General features: G+C 70.2%; 12 protein-coding genes. 4 read left to right on the top strand and 8 right to left on the bottom strand.

All coding sequences use genetic code 11. The features are described 5' to 3' along the window. Positions 1 to 3: 3 nt before the first annotated feature. The 5 genes from ACZ7SW_RS29065 to ACZ7SW_RS29045 are packed head-to-tail and all read right to left on the bottom strand — an operon-like array spanning position 4 to position 7,046. A complete protein-coding gene (locus tag ACZ7SW_RS29065) occupies positions 4 to 1,074 on the bottom strand; it encodes an alpha/beta fold hydrolase (RefSeq protein ID WP_470233539.1) in 1,071 nt (356 codons plus the stop codon). Next, positions 1,061 to 1,381, bottom strand: a complete 321-nt coding sequence (locus ACZ7SW_RS29060) for a hypothetical protein (RefSeq protein WP_470233538.1) — start codon at positions 1,379 to 1,381, stop codon at positions 1,061 to 1,063. The genes ACZ7SW_RS29065 and ACZ7SW_RS29060 overlap by 14 nt, the downstream gene beginning before the upstream one ends. A 55-nt stretch (positions 1,382 to 1,436) precedes the next feature. Further along, positions 1,437 to 3,098 (bottom strand): long-chain fatty acid--CoA ligase, encoded by a 1,662-nt coding sequence (locus ACZ7SW_RS29055; RefSeq protein ID WP_470233537.1) that lies wholly within the window; start codon positions 3,096 to 3,098, stop codon positions 1,437 to 1,439. Further along, entirely contained in the window at positions 3,095 to 5,392 is a 2,298-nt protein-coding gene (locus ACZ7SW_RS29050) for a CaiB/BaiF CoA-transferase family protein (protein WP_470233536.1), read from the bottom strand. Before ACZ7SW_RS29050 ends, ACZ7SW_RS29055 begins: the two co-directional genes overlap by 4 nt. 58 nt (positions 5,393 to 5,450) lie before the next feature. Next, positions 5,451 to 7,046, bottom strand: a complete 1,596-nt coding sequence (locus ACZ7SW_RS29045) for a long-chain-fatty-acid--CoA ligase (protein WP_470233535.1) — start codon at positions 7,044 to 7,046, stop codon at positions 5,451 to 5,453. Positions 7,047 to 7,307: 261 nt separating this feature from the next. On the opposite strand from ACZ7SW_RS29045, the gene ACZ7SW_RS29040 reads away from it, so the two are divergent. After that, complete coding sequence (locus ACZ7SW_RS29040) at positions 7,308 to 7,982, top strand: hypothetical protein (protein WP_470233534.1); 675 nt, start codon at positions 7,308 to 7,310, stop codon at positions 7,980 to 7,982. Between the two features lie 118 nt (positions 7,983 to 8,100). Here ACZ7SW_RS29040 and ACZ7SW_RS29035 read toward each other — a convergent pair whose 3' ends face one another. Further along, positions 8,101 to 9,288, bottom strand: coding sequence for a CaiB/BaiF CoA transferase family protein (locus ACZ7SW_RS29035; RefSeq protein ID WP_470233533.1), 1,188 nt, complete (start codon positions 9,286 to 9,288; stop codon positions 8,101 to 8,103). 866 nt (positions 9,289 to 10,154) lie between these two features. On the opposite strand from ACZ7SW_RS29035, the gene ACZ7SW_RS29030 reads away from it, so the two are divergent. Further along, complete coding sequence (locus ACZ7SW_RS29030; RefSeq protein ID WP_470233532.1) at positions 10,155 to 10,349, top strand: RGCVC family protein; 195 nt, start codon at positions 10,155 to 10,157, stop codon at positions 10,347 to 10,349. A gap of 650 nt (positions 10,350 to 10,999) precedes the next feature. Here the strand turns inward: ACZ7SW_RS29030 and ACZ7SW_RS29025 are convergent. Both ACZ7SW_RS29025 and ACZ7SW_RS29020 read right to left on the bottom strand, forming a co-directional pair. Next, positions 11,000 to 12,823 (bottom strand): hypothetical protein, encoded by a 1,824-nt coding sequence (locus tag ACZ7SW_RS29025; protein WP_470233531.1) that lies wholly within the window; start codon positions 12,821 to 12,823, stop codon positions 11,000 to 11,002. Positions 12,824 to 13,245: 422 nt separating this feature from the next. Beyond that, entirely contained in the window at positions 13,246 to 13,695 is a 450-nt protein-coding gene (locus tag ACZ7SW_RS29020; protein WP_470233530.1) for a DUF6294 family protein, read from the bottom strand. Positions 13,696 to 14,135: 440 nt separating this feature from the next. On the opposite strand from ACZ7SW_RS29020, the gene ACZ7SW_RS29015 reads away from it, so the two are divergent. Both ACZ7SW_RS29015 and ACZ7SW_RS29010 read left to right on the top strand, forming a co-directional pair. Beyond that, a complete protein-coding gene (locus tag ACZ7SW_RS29015; RefSeq protein WP_470233529.1) occupies positions 14,136 to 17,642 on the top strand; it encodes an nSTAND1 domain-containing NTPase in 3,507 nt (1,168 codons plus the stop codon). Beyond that, positions 17,564 to 17,974 (top strand): WD40 repeat domain-containing protein, encoded by a 411-nt coding sequence (locus ACZ7SW_RS29010; protein WP_470233528.1) that lies wholly within the window; start codon positions 17,564 to 17,566, stop codon positions 17,972 to 17,974. Before ACZ7SW_RS29015 ends, ACZ7SW_RS29010 begins: the two co-directional genes overlap by 79 nt. The last annotated feature ends 451 nt before the right edge of the window (positions 17,975 to 18,425 follow it).

Here is an 18,425-nt window from a genome sequence, read left to right as displayed (position 1 = left end):
GGTTCAGTCCCGCGCCGCCAGCCAGGAGACGATCGAGGGGACGCAGTTCTTGCGCGCCGACCGGCCCACGAACAGGCCGGCGTGCCCGGCCGGGAGGTGGATGCTGTCGAGGGCGACGCCGGCCAGCGCTTCCTCGATGACGGCATTCGCTTCGGGAGGCACGAGCGCGTCCTGGTCCCCCACCACGTTCAGCACCGGGCACCGAATCCCGCGCAGGTCCACCTCCCGGCCGCCGACCGGGACGCGCCCCGAGACCAGCCGTGACTCCCGCAGCAGCAGGTGCACCATGTCGGCGAACGCCGCGCCGGGGAACGGGATGTGCTCGTTCGACCAGCCGATCAGCGCCTGGTGCGCACGGGTGGCCTCGTCGTCGCCGGTGCTGGCCCACCTGCTGGCCGCGGTGGTGAGCTTCGCGGTCGGCTGGACCAGGGAGAAGATGTCCTTGACCGCCGAGGCGGGAACGTTGCCGGTGTCGTCGAACACCATCTCGGGTTCCAGGCGGCCGGGACCGAACATCGTCGGCAACGGAGGCATCCGGGTGAAGTCGAGAGGAGTGGCGAGGAGGACGAGGCTGCGGATCGGCAGGTCCGGGCGGCCGGCGACGGCGAGCATCGCGAGCACGCCGCCGAGGCAGTACCCGAGCAGGTGCGTTCGGTCCTCGCCCGAGATTCCGAGGGCCGCGCGGGCCGCCAGCGGGAGGTACTCGTCGCAGTAGGCGGACAGTCCGTTGCCGGCTTCGGCGGCCGACGGCACGCCCCAGTCCAGGAGGAAGACGTCGAAACCGGCCGCCAGCAGGTCCTCGACCAGGCTGCTGCCCGGGCGCAGGTCGAAGACGTGCGCCCGGGTGACCAGCGACATCACGAGAACGACGGGAGGACGCCGTTCGAGGCCGCCGCCCTGGTAGCGGTACAGCGTGACGGTGTCGCGGGCCCACACCGCTTCCCGCGGCGTGCACGCCACGTCGTCGACCGGGGCGTCGCTGAGGTGGCGCAACGTGTTGATCGCGCGCCTCCTCAGGGCACGGGAACCGTCGAGGGCCAGCCGTCGGAGCCCCCGCGGTTCACTCCCGCTCATCGCGCTCGCCCTCGGAGAGCGCCTTGACCTCGTCGACGGTCTTCCCGAGTTCGCGAACCTCGCGTTCCACCAGTGCGACTTGCGCCAGCAGACGCCGCACGTCGCTGCCCGCCGGCAGGTTGACCGCGTGCAGCGCGTGCCGGGACAGCCGCTCGGCGCGGGCCATCAGGCCGCGCCGCACGCGCACCCCGACCGCGATGCTGAGGCCCACGACCTCGCTCTGCGCGATGCTGGTGAGCTTCGGCCTGATGACGGCGTCGACGAGACCGACGCCCTTCACGAGCAGCGGCTGCTGTTTCCTTGCCATCGCACGCCTCCTGGTGGGTTCGCCGCATTCACTGACTGATCGCCTGCCTCGGCGGTCACGCGCCGGCCGAGGCCGGGAGAGCCGAGGTCTGACGGGCGACGGCGAGGTCGCCGTGCCGGCGGCGGACGCGCAGCGTCTTCTTGTCGATCTTCCCGACGCTGGTGAGCGGAAGCGCGTCGAGGAACGCCCAGTACTCCGGGATCCACCAGCGAGCGACCTTCCCGACCAGCCAGGCGCGCAACGCCTCCGGATCCGGGTCCGCGCCCTCGGCGGGTACGACGACCGCGCACGGTCGTTCGTCCCACCGCGAGTCGGGGATCCCGATCACGGTGACCGCGGCGATCTCCGGGTGGCCGAGCAGCACGCCCTCCAGCTCGACCGAGGAGATCCACTCGCCGCCCGACTTGATGACGTCCTTTGCCCGGTCGGTCAGCCGGAGGCAGCCGTGCGGGTCCAGCGTGCCCAGATCGCCGGTGCGCAACCAGCCCTCGTGGAACTTGTCCGGTCCCTCGTCGCCGAGGTAGCTGCCGGAAATCCAAGGCCCGCGCAGCAAGATCTCCCCGACGGTCTCGCCGTCGGCCGGCAGCTGCTCGAGCGTGTCCGGCTCGACGAGCCGCACGTCGACACCGGCCACGACCCGGCCTTGGGAGAGCCGGGCCGAGAGCTCTTCGTGCTTCGCCGCACCGCGGGGAGACAGGGCGACGCTCACCAGCGGCGAGGTCTCAGTCATGCCGTAGCCCTGCACGATGGGCGCGCCGACCTCGCGGTCGAAGGACTCCAGCAGCGACGGGGTGACCGCCGCTCCCCCGACGACCACCATGCGCAGCGAGGAGAGATCACGATGGGGTTCGCGTCGCACCAGCTGGAGCACGTCGTTCCACACCGTCGGCACACCGTTGGCGAAGGAGACGCGCTCCTGCTCGACAGCGCTCGCGATGGTGTCGGGCTTCAGGAATCGGTCGAGCAGCACCATGTCGGCTCCGTGCCACCAGGCCGTGAACGGGTAGCCCCAGGCATTGGCGTGGAACATCGGGACGCAGATCAGCATCCGGTCCTCGAACCCGATCCGCAGCGCGTTCTGCGTGCACGAAGACAGCGAGTGGATGAGGATCGAACGGTGGCTGTAGGCGACCCCCTTGGGGTTGCCCGTGGTTCCCGTCGTGTAGCAGATAGTCGCGGCGTCACGCTCGTCGACATCCGCCCACTCGTAGGCATCCGGGCGGTCCGCGATGAGATCGCCGTAGGCGACCACTCGCCGGCCGGAGCCTTCGAAGAGAGCATGGTCGACGGCGCCGTTGACCACGACGGTGTGAACTGTCGGCAGTTCCGGCAGCAGCGGCGCGAACTGGGCGGCGAGCGACGCGTCCACGATCATGACCCGGTCCTTGGCGCCGTTGATCGTGTACGCCAGCTGGTCGGGGAACAGGCGGATGTTCGCGGTGTGCAGCACCGCGCCCATCGCCGGCACCGCGAGGTAGGCCTCGAGGTGCTCCTGGTTGTTCCATTGGTAGGTGCCGACTCGCTGGTCGCCGGTGATCCCCAGTCCGGCAAGGCCGTGGGCCAGCCGCGCGGCGCGGGCCGCCACCTCGGAGAACGCGGTGCGCCGGTGCTCCCCGGACTCCGACCAGGTGATCACCTGACGATCGGCGTGCCAGCGCTGACCGTGGCGGAGCAGGCTCGCCACCGTCAGCGGGGCGTCCATCATGGTGCTCTTCATCGCCGGCCCGCCTCGGATTCCTGAGCGATCCCCGACGCCACCAGCGCCTCGATCTCGTCGGCCGAGCGGCCGAGTTCGGCCAGCACCGAGCGGGTGTGGGCGCCGAACATCGGCATCGGCGCCAGCTTCGCGACGGCGAGGCCGGGCGAGCGCACGGGACAGCGCTCGACGAGCACCTCCTGATCCGTGCCGGCGACCTGGGTGGTCGCGTACCAGTCCCGGCTCTGGATCCCCGGGTCCTGAGGCAGCTCGGCGACCCGCAGCATCCGCGCGGCCGGCACGCCCGCCGCCTGCAGTTCGAGGGCCGCCGCATCAGGCTCCCGGTCGCGGACGTACGCCGCCACCGCCGCCGTTTCCCCGCCTTCCGGGGCGCCGAGCACCCGGCGCAGAGCCGCCAGCTGCTCCGGCGTCCGCGGGTCCACGACGCACCACTGGTCGTCGCCCGCGGCGGGGAAAACGACCTCGGCGAGCAGGTGCTCGGAGAGATCGCCCGGCGGCGGCACCGATCCCGGTTCGACGGACTCCGCTGCCAGGTGCTCGGCCAGTTGGACCAGGCCCACGTCGGACTGCGCGACCGAGACGTGAGCACCGCGCCCGGTGCGTCGCGCGTCCAGCGCGCAGGCGAGCGCGGCGAACGCGCAGACCCGGCCGACCAGGTGGTCGGGATAGAGCGTGATGCCGTCGGCGAAGTACCCCGCTCCCGGGCCTTCCCGCCACAACCAGGTCAGGCCTGATGCCGCTCGCACCAGCGGGCCGTAGCCCATCGCGGTGCGCCAGGGCCCGGTGTCGCCGAAGGCGCTGCTCTCGACGCACACCAGCCGCGCGTTGACGGCCGCAAGGTCCGAATAGGAGATCCCGAGCCGTTCGACCGTGCCGGGCTTGAAGTTGGACGTCACCACGTCGGCGCGGCGGGCCAGGTCGTGGAAGATCCGGCGCCCTTCCTCGGTGCGCAGATCGAGCCCGACGGACTCCTTGCCGCGATGGCCGCGGGCCTGCGACGGCGTGCTCCAGTCGAACGATCGGCGCATGCCGTCGGGGAAATTCCTGTTCTCGACCCGGATCACCCTGGCGCCGAATTGCGCGAAGAGCTGGCCGACGGTCGCACCGGCGACAATCACGCCCACGTCCAGCACGGTCATCCCGCTCAACGGGTACGGACCGTCCGGGTCGTCCGACGGCGCCCAGCCGGCCCGGGGTCGCGCCGTCGCGGGAGCCGGGGCGAGCGGCACGGACCGGCGGCCGTCGACGCGCACCATGCCCTCCGCGGTCACGACCGGCTTCCCGTCGAGCCGTCCGACTTCGGCGATCGCGCCGGTGACGCGATAGTGCTCCTCCTGGAGCACCTCGGCGACCGAAAGCACCCGCGCCGCGGGGATCCGCCGCTCCCGGCACTGGCGCACGACCTCCTCGCTGGCCATCGGAGCGACGAAGCCCGAGATCGTCTTCGCGATGAGATCCGCCTTGGCGTACCGGCCCGGGTTCGTGAGCAGATCGTCGCCCAGCAGCGGCTCGGGGTCGCCCATCCACGACCGCATCGCGAGCCATTGTCCTTTGGCCAGCAGGCAAATGCGGACGTAGCCGTCGCGGACCCGGTAGATCGGGTAGACGTTCGCGGTGTCGGGCCGGCCGTACGCTTCGAGGATGTCGGGAGTTCCGGACCCGGTCATCCCGTGCGCCGGATCGAGACAGGCCGCCCCCGCCTCGAACAGCGAGCAGTCCAGCACGGCGCCGCGCCGTCCGGCCCGGGTCGTCGACCGGCAGACCGCCGCGAGAACCGCCAGCGCGATCTCCTGCGCGGCGCTGTGCAGGAACAGCCCCCCGGCCGGAACCAGCGGCGCGCGCCCCGGTTCGCCGGATCGGGACAGTACCCCGCCGAGCGCCTGGAACACCGCCTCGCTGCCCGTCCAGGACGACCGCTCCCCGGTCAAGCCGAAATCGGTCAGGACCGCGACGACCAGGTGCGGATGCTCGTCGGCGATCTCCGACGGGTCGGCGAATCCCGCGGCCGCCGCGGCCCGCGGCGTGACCACCACGGCGTCGGCCTCCGCGAGACTCTCGGACACCAAGCGGCGGGCGGCGCCCGGATCGACGGTGACGTCGGTGACGCGCTTTCCGCGTGTTCGCAGGAAATCGCGCAGCGGCGATTTCTCCGCGGCGGCCGCGAGGCGCAGCACCTCCACGTCCGCTCCAAGGTCCGCGAAGGACTTGGTCAGCGACGGAAGGACCTCGTCCGCGAGACTGACCAGGCGCAGGCCCCGAAGCGGGACTCCGACGATGTGTGCGCGTTCGTTCACTGTCGCACCTTCCACAACGGCTTGTGCTTCAACGGGTGTTCGTTCGACCGGGGCGGTTTCACGCGCTGGCAGAGCCGAACCGGGCGCGGAGCTCGGTCTTGAGCACCTTCCCGGACGGGTTGCGCGGCAAGGCCTCCACTGACTCGAGCATCGTGGGCAGCTTGTACCGGGCGAGGTGCGCCGACGCCCAGGTCCGCAGTTCCTCGAGATCGAGCGCACTCCGCGCGTCGTGCCAGGCCACTACGGCGACCGGGGTCTCGCCCCACTTCGGATGGCGCCTCCCGATCACGCTCACCTCACGGATCGCGGCGTGCCCGGCCAGCGCGTTCTCCACCTCGGCGCAGTAGATGTTCTCGCCCCCGGAGATGATCATGTCCTTGGCGCGGTCGACCACGTAGAGGAAGCCGTCCCGGTCGCGCCGGACCAGGTCGCCGGAGTGGAACCACCCGCCCGCGAAGGCTTCGGCCGTGGCCGCCGGGTTGTTCCAGTAGCCGGACATGACGCCGGTGCCCCGGTAGACGATTTCGCCGACCTCGCCGTCGGGCACGTCGCGCAGGTCCTGGTCGACGATCCGGGCGGAAACGGCCGGCACCGGCTTGCCGATGGACCCGAGCTTGCGGACGGCGTCCTCCCCTTCGAGCGCGCACGTCACCGGAGACGTCTCGGTCTGCCCGAAGAGCGACACGTTCCGCGCGGCCGGGAATGTCTCGGCCATCTGCCTCAGCAGCCGGTCGGTCGCCGGAGCGGCGCCCCAGCAGAGCGAACGCAGGCTCGAGAGGTCCCGTGCGGCCACAGCCGGGTGCTCGCACACCGCCTGCCACTGGGTGGGCACGAGGAAGACGTTGGTGACCCGCTCCTCCTCGAGCAGCCCCAGCACCCGCTCCGCGTCGAAAGCACCTGTCGGCAGGACGACGATCGTGCCGCCGAGATAGATCATCGGCGCGAGGGAGCCGATCGCCCCGATGTGGAACATCGGCGACGCCACGAGATTGATCTCGTGGCCGGTCCCCAAGCGGCACACGGCGATGTAGGTCAGGGTCTGAGACAGCAGATTCTGGTGCGAGAGCATGGCGCCCTTGGGCCGCCCGGTCGTCCCGGAGGTGTACATGACGAGCGCGGTGCCGGTCTCGGGGACGTCGACGACGGGGGCTTCCGGCCCGCACTCGGCCAGCAGGCCGGCATAGGAATCGGCAGCCTCCCACTCGGTCGCGCCGGCCACGACCGCCGGAACCGGGTTCTCCGTCCCCGCGACCGCGGATCGAGCGACGTGTTCGGCGAACTCGTCGGTGAGCAGGAGCTTGGCTCCCGAGTCCTCGAGGACGTACGCCGCCTCCGGCCCCGTCATCCGGAAGTTCACCGGAACCGCGATGGCCCCCAGCCGGTTGACGGCCAGGACCGACTCGACGAACTCCGGGCGGTTCCCCATCAGCACCGCCACCCGGTCCCCCGGCTCGACACCGCGACGGGAGAGCGCCGCGGCGAGCGCGACGACCCGCTCGCGGAACTCCCCCCAGGCAACGGTCCGGTCCTCGAACCGGAACGCGACCCGCTCCGGCTGCGCGAACGCGTGCCGGTCGAGGTGAGTGTTCCAGTGGCTGCGCCGCGCGGCCGCAAGCGAGGCGGCCGGATCGGCCGGCGAGGGCAAGGTGCTCATGGACGCCTCCAGAACGGCGGTGGTAGGCGCGTTCGCGCCCGGACTGTGCGGCAGTCGCCGGGGCCACGGATCAGCCGGAAGCCTGGTGATCCAGGTCTCGCTCCAGGCTTCTATCTTACATAGCGCTCGCTATAATCCAACCCTTGACTGTGCCCGCCATCACAGCATATTCATATAGCGAGCGCTAGCACAGTAGATGCCGCGCCGGTCCGGCAGACCGATCGGACCGGCCGCGCATCACTCCGAGGAGAGGTAGTCCCCATGAACGCCATCGCCGCCCCGATCACGGAAGAGCCCGCGGCCCCGGTCGCATCCCCGGCGAAGCCGCCGACGATCGCCGATCCCCTGCCGATCGCCACCGGCATCCTGGGCCTCCAGCTGGTGATCTACGTCGCCCGCTGGATCTCGGTGACTCCGCACTCCCTCGCCGAGAGCGCGCTGACCGCGGCGAACAATTACGCGCTGCTGATCGCGGGCATCAGCCAGATCGGCGCGGGCGTGCTCAGCCTGATCCGCGGCAATGCGTACGTGGGCTATGTCGCCACGACGTTCGGGCTGTGGCTCATGGGCTTCTACCTGCTCGCCACCGGCAACAAGACGGACCCCGACTCCTTCGCCTACTACATCGCGGCGCTCGCCATTCCGCTCGTGCTGCTGATGATCCCCGCCGTCGTGCACCGCCGCTGGGCGTTCATCATCGCGTTCGGCGCGATCCTCGTCATGCTCCTCGTCGACAGCGTCGCGTTCCATCTCATGCACGTGAAGCTGACCGACGCCGCGGCCGCCAAGTCGGTTCCCGACCTCTCCACCGCGGTCACTCTCCTCCGCGCCTCCGCGTGGGCAGCAGCCGTCGCGGCCGTCTGCCTGTTCTGGCTCACGGCGCGCGGCATCTTCGAGGCAACCGGGCTCGCGCGTCCCACCGAGCACATCAGCTGACCGCCTCGACGCCGGGAGCGGCTCTCGCCCCGGCAGAGCCCCGATGACGTGCCGCGCTTCGGCGCCCAAGTGCGGAAGCGCGGCACGTCACCATGCGCCGAGAGACGTCCGCACGGCGTCAATCCAGCTCGTTGCGCTCTTCGTCGCGGACAGCGGCGACCAGGTCGTCGTGTTCGCCGAGCGCAGGGACCACTCGATCCTCGGAGGTGTCGAAAGCGGCGTAGCGAGCGGGAGTCCGCAGCACGTCGACCGCACGGCCGTCCTGCTGTGCGGTGATCCGGAGGCCGCGCCGCGCGAACAGATCGGATTCCGCGACCTCCCGCCAGGAGGCGATCCGCGATGCCATGAGACCGGCCTGCTGACAGCGGTCGATCCAGGTCGCCGCGGACGCGCTCGTCAGCACCTTCGCGATGACCTCGCGCAACTCGGACGCGTGGACGGACCGGGCCTCCTGGTCGGCGAACCGCGGGTCGGCGGCGAGCTCGGGCCGGCCGAGCACCTCGGTGAACCGCTTCCAGTGGGCCGGCACGTAGGCCGCGAGCACGATCGGGCGATCCGCCGTCGGGTACACGCCGGACGGCTCGACGGCCACCGCGCGCCGCCGTTTTCCTCGGCCGGCGGACGGCGGCGCGGGCGGGGTGTTCAGCTGGAGGCCGAGGTAGTTGGCCTGCAGATGGCAGGCGACGTCGTACATCGAAACGTCGACCGCGCCGACCACACCGAACCTCTCGCGGTGCAGCAGAGCCGCGAGCACGGCCTGCGCTACGACGTGGCCGGTGGCCCCGTCGACCAGCTGGAAGGGAATGACGCGGGGCAGCTCGCCCTCCGGCTGGCCGGTGAGGCAACCCGCCTCGGCCTGCACCAGCATGTCGACTCCCGGCCGATCTTCGAGATCGCTGCCGCCCCCGTACGCCGAAATCGACGCGTAGACGCAGGAAGGGTTGATCCGCGCGACGTCCGCGACGCCGAAACCCTTGCGCGCCAAGGTTCCCGGCCGCATCGCCTGCACGAGCACGTCGGCGGACCCGATCAATTCCCGCAGCCGGGCCGCCCCGTCCGGCGTGCCCGGGTTCAGCCTGACCGACTTCTTGCCGCGGTTGTGCGGGGTGAAGTACGGCGTGAGGTGCTCCGCACCGGGGGCGGTCGCGGTGATCCGCCGCGCCGCTTCCCCGCTCTCGGGCTCGATTTTGACGACCTCGGCTCCCAGGTCCCCGAGAACCTGGCACGCGGACGGACCGGCGACATTCGCGGTCAGGTCGAGCACGCGAATCCCGTCGAGCGGCTTGGAAGGAGATCCCGTCTTCATCACTGAACCCTTCATTGATGTAGCGTTCGATATAACGATAACCGACGGCGAGCGCACCGTCGGCGCTTGCTCTCCCCGGACAGGCTCGACCCCCCTCTCCGGCTTGACGCCCGGCGGCGGATCGCGGCTCCAGGTCGCGAACGTCGCATCCGGCGGTCCGAGCCGGCGGGGCTCGCAAAGTCGTCGCTGCGGCCCGCGCGGACGTATCGGCGCTCGTTGCTGACGCCGTCGTTCTTTCGGTTCCCGCAAGCGGTGTCGTTCGCCGCCCCGCCGCAACACATACGATGAGCCCAGGCATCCTCGGGCCTGCCCCAGGCGCGCCCTGCCTCGCCACGCGCAACCGTCGGAGCGAGTCGCGCTGTCAGCGACGGCTTCGTGCTGCCCGACAGCTGCGTAGCGGTCCTCGGGAAGCTCTCGTGCCGCGGTCACGATGTGTCGCGCTCGGAGTCCTCGCCGAGCAACGTCCCCGGGTCCAGATCCGGCGATTCGCACCGGGGCCGAAAAGCGGATAACCCGATGCGGACGGCGGGCGCCGGCCGCCTCGGGAAGATACGCCGCACGTCCAGCGTCCATCAGGTTTTCCCGGCCCGGCAAAGGAACTTCGCTCGCGTCCGCAGGCTATCCGCACCTGCGGCGGTGCGGCGCCGGGCGGCGTACGGTGGAGACATCGCTCCGGACCGCGGCGATCCGAGAAGCACCTACGGCCGCGGCGGCGCGCAGCCGAGCCGGATACCGGGACTTCGGCCTTGGTGGCGAATGCGAAACGCGACGCCGGAAATAGGGGCGATTTCCGGGATTTACCGCTCCGCCGGGTGTGCCGCGCGCTTGGTCCGCGATCGACAACGGAAGAAGCCGAGATGACAGCAATGGGCACACAATCGGGTGACGTCGGCTTGGAGAGCGGCGGCACGGCGGGAGTTTCGTGCGGGGCGTGCCCGCATTCGCCGGATTCGCACGACGTGATCGCGCGCCGGTACTGCACGGCCACCGTGGCGGGCGGATTCACCCGCGGATGCGTCTGCGTCGGCGGGCCCGGCGAACCGGTGAAGGAGGAATCCTGACCCCCGGATGCGCTTTCGCGGCCGGATATGACTTGCGGGTCGAGTCGCCGCGCACCCATGGACCCCATTCCCGGAACGGCGCGGCGAAAACCCCGGCACGCCACCGCTTCACCCACGATCCTTTTCCGCCGCCCCGGGCCGCGCTGGCCGTTGTGGGAGAACGTGGTCCAGGCATCGGTGGCCGCGTAGAAGTAGTCGTTGTCCGGTGCGACCGCGACCAGCCCGAAGTATCCTTCCCGTTCCTGGCAGTAGTACGGCTGGTTCGCGTCCCGAGGGTGGCAGCGCGGCACGATCCTGGTCACGTCTCCGTCGCGGGTCCGGCGTTCCACGGTGCTGCCGCCCATCCAGAACCTCGTCCCCGGCTCCGGCGGCGGGTGTCCCGAAACCGTCCAGCCGGTCCGGTAGAGGTCGCCGGTGGTCTGGTCGATCTTGGTGTTGACCGGGTCGAAACGTTCCGCGCCGGTGTCCGGCGGAACCGGCGGTTTCGCTGCCAGCACGGACTTCCAGTCGGCGTACACCGGGTCCTCGCGGTCGTCCTGGGTGAAGCCCGCGATCGGCACCGCGACCGCGGTCGGCGGCCGCCGCACGGGCGGGTTCGAGAAGTCCCACGCCCCGTGCAGGGTGAACCAGACGACGCCGTCGTCGTCCACTCAGACGCCGGGCGCGCTCATCACGCCCAGTTCCGGATTGTCGGTCAGGGTCAGCTCGTCGTCGGTGACGGTCCCGTTGTGGTCCTTGTCGAATCCGGCGAACCACTTCCTGTGCCCGTCCTTGTCGACGGCCAGCTGCCCGATCACGGTGGCCAGCCGGATGCGGTTGTCGGCCTCCGAGTATTCGTAGACCGAGACCTCGTTGTACCGGGTTGGACTGCTGGAGCCGAAGAAGTACAGGTAGGTCTTCCCGTTCTGCGGCCTGCGGCGCACGCTCGTCTTGCCCCGGTCGATCGCGCCGGCCGTGCCGTTGGGCCGCCAGTTCGCCCGCAGCCGCCAGCCACGACTCGAATCGTCCAGCTTGTACTCCAGCGCGCCCGCGGTGACCGTGTCCGAGCCGAGTTTCGTGTTCACCTGCGGGAACGGGACGAACTGCGCACTGCGCACCAACGGCTTGCCGTCCCAGCCCGTCTTCGCCTCGGTGCCGTCGGCGGAGTACGTCACGACCCTGCTGTTCAACGGGTCTGCCACGACCATCTCGCCGGTCGGCAGGACGGCCAGACTCGCCAGCGCGCCTTGCGGGTACTCGGGGTTGTCGTTCTTGTCCGGTGGGAACGCGCAACCGGCCCTCGCTGTGAACTCGTTGTCCGGCCAGCGAAGTTTCGTCAATTGGATCGGCCCTGGCGTGGCCCTGCCGAAGAACGTGTCCTCAGTCCTTCCCGCCGCCGTCGTGGCGTAGCGGTGCACCTGCCCGGTTCCCGCGTCGCCCACGTACAGCGCGCGGTGCGGGCCGCCCACGGCAACCGCGTACGGATTGCGCAAACCTGAGATGGTGTCGACGGTCTTGCCGTCCTTGTCCAGCTTGACCACGCTCGTGCCGGTCGCCACCCACAGCGCACCCGTCGAGTCCAGGGCGATCCCCTTGGGCGCGGCGACCGGGATCGAGCCCACCAGTTCACCGGAGGCCTTGTCGTACTTGCGCACCTGTCCGGCGTAGTGATCGCTCGCGTACAGATACGTGGCATCGGCAGCGAGTCCGAACACCGAGGCGCCCGCACTCTGATTCGCCACGATGTAGCCGTTCACCGAACTGGGACCGGTCCAAGCCGTCCTCGGCATTTCCTGACCGTAGCTGTCCGCCTTCTGGTCCCGCGGATAGCGCATTAGCATCGTCCGGTGACAGAAGGACACCGTCGGCGGACCGGGTTTGTCCACGATCACGTCGCCGTCGACGGCGACGTAGACGAACCGGTCATCGACGGCGACCGCCATGCCGCCGCCGTTCCGGCCGCCGCCCCAGACCCGTTTGCCGTCACCGGTCCACTTCCGCAGTTCGGCGTGGAACTCCTCGTACACCGACGATTCGTACACGTTCCCCGCCTCGTCGGCGGCGACCGCGCCGACCCCGGTCGAGAACACTCCCCTGCCGTACGTCGGCGTGCTGCCCTGGCCGATCGGCTCGTCCTCGACCGCGGTGACGTTGCTGGACAACGCTTTCCAGGAATCGCTCCCGTACGGGACGGTGTGGTGGTAGTCGTCCGTGCCGTCCCAGCGAAGCTCGACGGACTGGGCCTCGCCCGGCTTGCTCTTGGGCATCGCCTCCACCAGCGTGCGCACCGGTTGCTTGCCCGCCGTGTCGTAGATGGTGACACTCAACTGCTGCTGGTCGCGCGGAACGACGACCGTGCCGATCACCTTCCCGTTCTGATCGTCGCCGACGAGCACGCCCGCCGACGCGCCGGCGGTGACGACGCAGAACGGCAACACGACCACGACCGCCGTCAACACTGTTGCGGGACGCCGAAAACACTCTCTCATTTTCATCAGTCTCCTTGGAGCGGTGTGCGACACGATGTTCTGTTCGCAGAAGAACGACGACCAGTCCTGCGGGCTCACGACCACACCGACAAAGCTCCGACCTCCGCACTGGCCCTGGGAGGTACACGGGACGAGGGCAAAGTGCGTGCTCTGCGGACGCGCCGCCGCAGCGCTGGGCCAGCCGATCCCGCCTTTGAACTGGTTTCCAGCACATGCGCGGAGCCGGTCCTGCGCTGCCGGACATCCCCAGCTTGACCTGAATCGAGCAGTCGATTGCCCGGCACGGAGGGTCTCGCCCGGCTGGAAGTCCCGGCTCCGACAGGCGAGATGTCCCGCCGTCCCGCCCGCGCTGATCGCGAGGACGGAACGGCGGTCCGCGTTGCTTCAGACGGCTGGCCGCGGGATCGACCAGCCGGTCGTGTTTGTGATCAGCAGCGGTAGTGCTGTTGCGTCTGGTAAATGTCGATGCCGTTGTAGTCGCCGGGGTTGAAAGTGAAACCGGCACTCCAGCTGTACCGCGGCGGCGGATTGCCGTCGTTCATCCGCGGGCTGTCGAAAGTGCCGTCGCGCGGCGCGCGGAACAGGTGGTATCCGGCCGTGGTGTAGAAATCGAGGCTGGTGTGCCAGACGTCCCCGGAGTGGGTGTGGTAGGTGAGCGTAGTCGCGCTGAATTCACCCGTGCCGTCGGACCGGACGACGATGGTTCCGTTGTCCTGTTGGCAATCGCCGGAGTGCAGTGAGTCCCAAACCGCGCTTTTCTGCTCCGGCAGGGCATGCGGATGCGCCGAAGCGGCGAGCGCGGGCGACCCGGCGAGCAAGGTCGCGCCTGCGGTGATCGCGCCGAGAATCGCCGCGAGCCTGCGAGCGGTGGCAATCATCGTTCCTCCCTGATTCAGTCTTGGCGGTCAATACGCGCGACAGCCCGTGTACTCCGGCGCCATGCCACCCGAGCTGATGCTTCGGGCGGACGTCAGCTGAAGCGCCTCAAGATCCGGGCCTGCCGCGGAACGCTGCGGCCGGCGCAGTCCCCATCGGTCCGCGCGGCCGCCGGTTACTGTGTAGACCAGCTGGGTTGTCAGGTTCCGGCGCGGCGCGGCCGAACAACCAACGTCCGCACAAGCAAGGGACGGCGGCCACCTGCGTTGGCCCTCGGACAGGCGCGGAAGCCCGGCGCGGATCCCATCCTCCCGCCAGAGGGCGATCGGGGCTGACGGGACGGTTCCGCACCGGCCGTGTCGTTCGGATCCAGCGGCGGACACCGAAACAACCAACCGGTCCGATGACCACCGGGCCAACTCCCCGGGGCGAGGAGCAAACGGTGCCACGACCCGAGAACCCCCTGGACGGCGAACACGGTGTGCTGGCCCGGTTCGCGGCCGATCTGCGGCGGCTGCGAGAGAAGGCAGGCAGTCCTCCCTATCGCGAGCTGAGCAAATCCGCGCACTACTCGCCGACGGTCCTGTCCCAAGCGGCGAACGGCCGCGGATTGCCCACGCTGGCGGTCACTTTGGCCTACGTCCGGGCCTGCGGCGGAGATTCCGAGGCATGGCGGTCCCGCTGGCACGAAATCTGCACAGAGCTGGCCGCCATCGACAACACCGGGCACGACACCTCCACCGCATCCGACACCGCGGTGCCTTACGTCGGGCTGGCCGCCTTCCAACCCGGCGACGCCGACCGGTTCTTCGGCCGCGACGCGGTGGTCGCCGATCTGATCACGCGAGTGCGCCGGCATCGCCTGCTCGGGGTGTTCGGCGCCTCCGGAGCCGGGAAGTCCTCGGTGCTGCGCGCCGGACTGGTGGCCACGACCGGCACCGCCGGGCTGGACGGGAGCGGCTCGCAGCCAAACCTGCTGCTCACCCCGGGGGTGCATCCGATCGAGCAGCTCGCGGTCAAGCTCGCCGATCTCACCGGCCAGTCCGTGGTGTCGTTGCGCGCTGAATTGGCCGCCGACTCCCGGGCCCTCCATCTCCGGGTGCTGCACGCTCTGCACCACCGCCCGGACGAGGCCGACCTGCTGCTCGTGGTCGACCAGTTCGAGGAAGTCTTCACCTTGTGCCAGAACGCCCGTGACCGAGCCGGGTTCATCACCGCCCTGGTCACCGCTGCGACAACGGCGACCAGTCGCGTTCGGGTGGTGCTCGGGGTGCGGGCGGATTTCTACGGCCATTGCGGCCAGCACCCCGGCCTCGCCGCGGCGCTGCGCGACGCGCAGGTGCTGATCGGCCCGATGACCACCGAGGAACTGCGCCAGGCGATCACCAATCCCGCGGTGCGCGCCGGCGCTACGGTGGAGACCGCGCTGGTGTCCCGGCTGATCGCCGACGCGACCGGGCAACCCGGAGTGCTGCCCCTGGTCTCCCACGCACTGCACGAAACCTGGCGGCGAAGACGCGGCACCCGGCTCACCCTCGCCGGATACGAGGAGACCGGCGGAATCGAACAGGCTATCGCCCGCACCGCCGAAGCGTTCTACTCCGGCCTGACCGGCGCCCAGCAAACCGTGACCCGCCACTTGTTCCTGCGCCTGACCGCGTTGGGCGAAGGAACCGCGGACACCAAACGCCGCATCAGACGCGCCGAACTCGACGACACCGCCGACACCGCCACCGTGCTGGACACCTTGGCCCGCTGCCGCTTGGTCACCGTGGACCAGGACGGCGTCGAGATCGCGCACGAGGCGCTCATCGCCGGTTGGCCTCGTCTGCGGTCCTGGCTGAGCCAGGACCGCGACGGTCTGCGCATCCACCGTCAGCTCACCGAGGCCGCCGACGCTTGGCGCGCGCTGGACCGTGATCCGGGGGCTTTGTACCGGGGCACCCGCTTGGCTTTGACCCGCGATTGGGCCGCTGCCGACGAAACCGCGCTGACCGCCGCAGAACGCGAGTTCCTGCGGGCGGGCCTCGCCGCCGAGGCCGCCGAACAGCGCGCCGCCCGTCGCCGCACCGTGCGACTGCGCCACCTGGTCGCCCTGCTGGGCGTGTTGCTGCTGTTAGCGACCACCTCCACCGTCCTGGCCGTGCGCGCCGAGAACGCCGTCACCGTGCAACGCAACACCGCGCTGGCGCGCAAGGCCGCCAGCGACGCCACCGCGATGCGAGCAGCCAACCCCGCGCTCGCGCTGCAGCTCAGCCTGGCCGCCCACCGATTGGCTCCGGCCGAGGAAACCAGCGACAGCCTGCTCAGCGCGTTCGCCACCCCCTCCCCCAAGCGGCTCACCGGTCACACCAACGACATCCTCCACCTCGCGTTCAGCCCTGACGGACACCTGCTGGCCACCGCCAGCACAGACCACACCGCCCGGCTGTGGGACAGCACCGCCACCCGCCGCCCTCGGCAGGTAGCGCTGCTCGACCACAGCACCGACGTCACCAGAATCGCCTTCGGGCCCGCAGGGCACCTCCTCGCCACCGCCAGCGGGCACCTCGCACGGCTGTGGGACATCAGCGATCCCGCCCATCCCCGTGAACGCGGACAGATCGCCAACGGCTCCGGCAACGTCAAGTCCGTGACGTTCGGCCCGGACGGACGCACACTGGCCGCCGGCAACGAATTCAGCACACAGCTGTGGGACATCGCGGAACCGGCCCGCCCCAGATCGCTGGCCGCCCTGCCCGCCGGCAACGGCGACCAATCGAACGCGGTCTTCAGTCCTGACGGTCGTATCCTGGTCACCGCGAGCGACAAGACACCGCGGCTCTGGGACGTCAGCGATGTGCGGAGACCGCGTCTGCTGCACGCACTCCCAGGACACAGCGGCAACGTATGGAACGCCGCGTTCAGCCCGGACGGCCGCACGCTCGCGACGGCCAGCTGGGATCACACCGCACGGCTGTGGGACCTCGCCGACCCGAGCAACCCGCGCTCCTCGGCGGTGCTCACCGGGCACAGCGCCGTGCTGTATTACGCCGCGTTCAGCCCGGACGGACGCACCTTGGCCACCGTCGGCGGCGACACCCGGCTCTGGGACATCACCGACCGGACCCACCCGGTGCAGCGGATCATTCTTCCCGGCGGGCAGTACACCGCCGCGTTCAGCCCGGACGGGCACACGCTGGCGACCGACGACGCCGACTTCTCCGTGCATGTCCACGATGTGCGCGAGTTTCCGCTCGTCGGACACGACGACACCGTCGCGTCCGTGGCGTTCAGCCCCGACGGGCACACCCTGGCCACCGCGAGCTGGGATCACACCGCACGGCTGTGGGACGTCACCGATCCCCGCGCCTGGCGCCCGCTGACGACCCTGACCGGCCACACCGGCTTCGTCCGAGCGGTGGCTTTCAGCCCGGACGGGCGCACGCTGGCGACCTCCGGCGACGACGGCGCCGCGCGACTGTGGGACATCACCGACCGCGATCACCCGCGACCACGAGGAGTCTTAGACGCGAGCACTCGCGAACTCCTCGCAGTCCGGTTCAGTCCCGACGGGCACACCCTGGCCACCAGCGGATACCAGACCGCGCGGCTGTGGGACGTCACCGACCAGGACCGCCCGCGGCAGATCGCCCGGCTGGACGGATTCCCGGGTCAGGTCAGGTCCGTCGTGTTCAGCCCCGACGGGCGCACCCTGGCCACCGGCTGCGGCTGCGCCGGTCCGGCGGCCAGGCTGTGGGACATCGCCGATCGGCGCCACCCGCGCGAAATCGCTTTCCTTTCTCCCGCACGGACATCATCCCCGCCAGCGCGATCAGCCCGGACGGACGCACCCTGGCCACCATCAACAACGACACCACCGTGCGCCTGGTGGACATCACGGACATCGGCCACGCGCGGCAACTGTCCACAGTGGCCACCACAACCGCGACTGGACACCGCGGCGTGATCCACTCGGTGGCGTTCAGCCCCGACGGGAACACCCTGGCCACCGGCAGCGCCGACGCCACCGCACGCCTGTGGAACATCGCCGACAGGTCACACCCCACGCAACTGGCCGCGCTCAAAGGACACACCGGCAACGTCGCCGCAGTGGCGTTCAGCCCCGACGGGCACACCCTGGCCACCGGCGGCAACGACCACACCGCCCTGCTCTGGGAAACCGACATCGGCAAAGTGAGTGCCCGGGTCTGCGAGGTCGCCTACCCCAGGATCACGCCGGCGGAATGGGAACAGTACTTCCCCGGACTGGACTACGCCCCGCCCTGCCCCGGGCGATAGCTGCACCGCGCCCGCCAGGTCATCGATCGCGGGTCCCCTGCGGGTCGACGGACGACGTGCGCTGCTCAGGCCGGGCACGAGCCGCACCGCCCTTTGCCGACGGAGGTCGCTCTCGCGCGTGCGACAGCGGGTACCAGGCCGAAGCGCCCGGCCTGATTGTCCGCATTCGACGACGCCTTGCAGCTTGGGCACGCCAGCTGCCAGCAGGTGCACGACAGGCGGTTTCCGCAGCGAAGGCGGAAGCTTTTCGACCACACGGTGCGACTGCGGGAACTGCCCGGCCTGGCGCTCGCCAGCGACCATGCCGCAGTCAACACGGCTGAAACGCCGCGAGCCTGACAGACGGACATTCCCGATCGTCACGGGTGCTATTTCCGGACTCCACGGCCGGTGCTTGCCTGGCAGGCCGGGGCGTCGACGGCGGCGCGAGCGCGGGTGCATTCGACGAAGC

The organism is Amycolatopsis sp. NPDC114484 (assembly GCF_055633755.1).
The sequence above is the reverse complement of the archived record's forward strand: the minus strand, read 5'-3'. Positions and strand labels throughout refer to the sequence as shown.

What these genes read in the sequence shown, in the direction of transcription:
- ACZ7SW_RS29035 (WP_470233533.1), bottom strand. Translation starts at nt 9,288, where the DNA reads ATGAAGACGGGATCTCCTTCCAAGCCGCTCGACGGGATTCGCGTGCTC.
- ACZ7SW_RS29030 (WP_470233532.1), top strand. Translation starts at nt 10,155, where the DNA reads ATGGGCACACAATCGGGTGACGTCGGCTTGGAGAGCGGCGGCACGGCG.
- ACZ7SW_RS29020 (WP_470233530.1), bottom strand. Translation starts at nt 13,695, where the DNA reads ATGATTGCCACCGCTCGCAGGCTCGCGGCGATTCTCGGCGCGATCACC.
- ACZ7SW_RS29025 (WP_470233531.1), bottom strand. Translation starts at nt 12,823, where the DNA reads ATGAAAATGAGAGAGTGTTTTCGGCGTCCCGCAACAGTGTTGACGGCG.
- ACZ7SW_RS29040 (WP_470233534.1), top strand. Translation starts at nt 7,308, where the DNA reads ATGAACGCCATCGCCGCCCCGATCACGGAAGAGCCCGCGGCCCCGGTC.
- ACZ7SW_RS29055 (WP_470233537.1), bottom strand. Translation starts at nt 3,098, where the DNA reads ATGAAGAGCACCATGATGGACGCCCCGCTGACGGTGGCGAGCCTGCTC.
- ACZ7SW_RS29045 (WP_470233535.1), bottom strand. Translation starts at nt 7,046, where the DNA reads ATGAGCACCTTGCCCTCGCCGGCCGATCCGGCCGCCTCGCTTGCGGCC.
- ACZ7SW_RS29060 (WP_470233538.1), bottom strand. Translation starts at nt 1,381, where the DNA reads ATGGCAAGGAAACAGCAGCCGCTGCTCGTGAAGGGCGTCGGTCTCGTC.
- ACZ7SW_RS29065 (WP_470233539.1), bottom strand. Translation starts at nt 1,074, where the DNA reads ATGAGCGGGAGTGAACCGCGGGGGCTCCGACGGCTGGCCCTCGACGGT.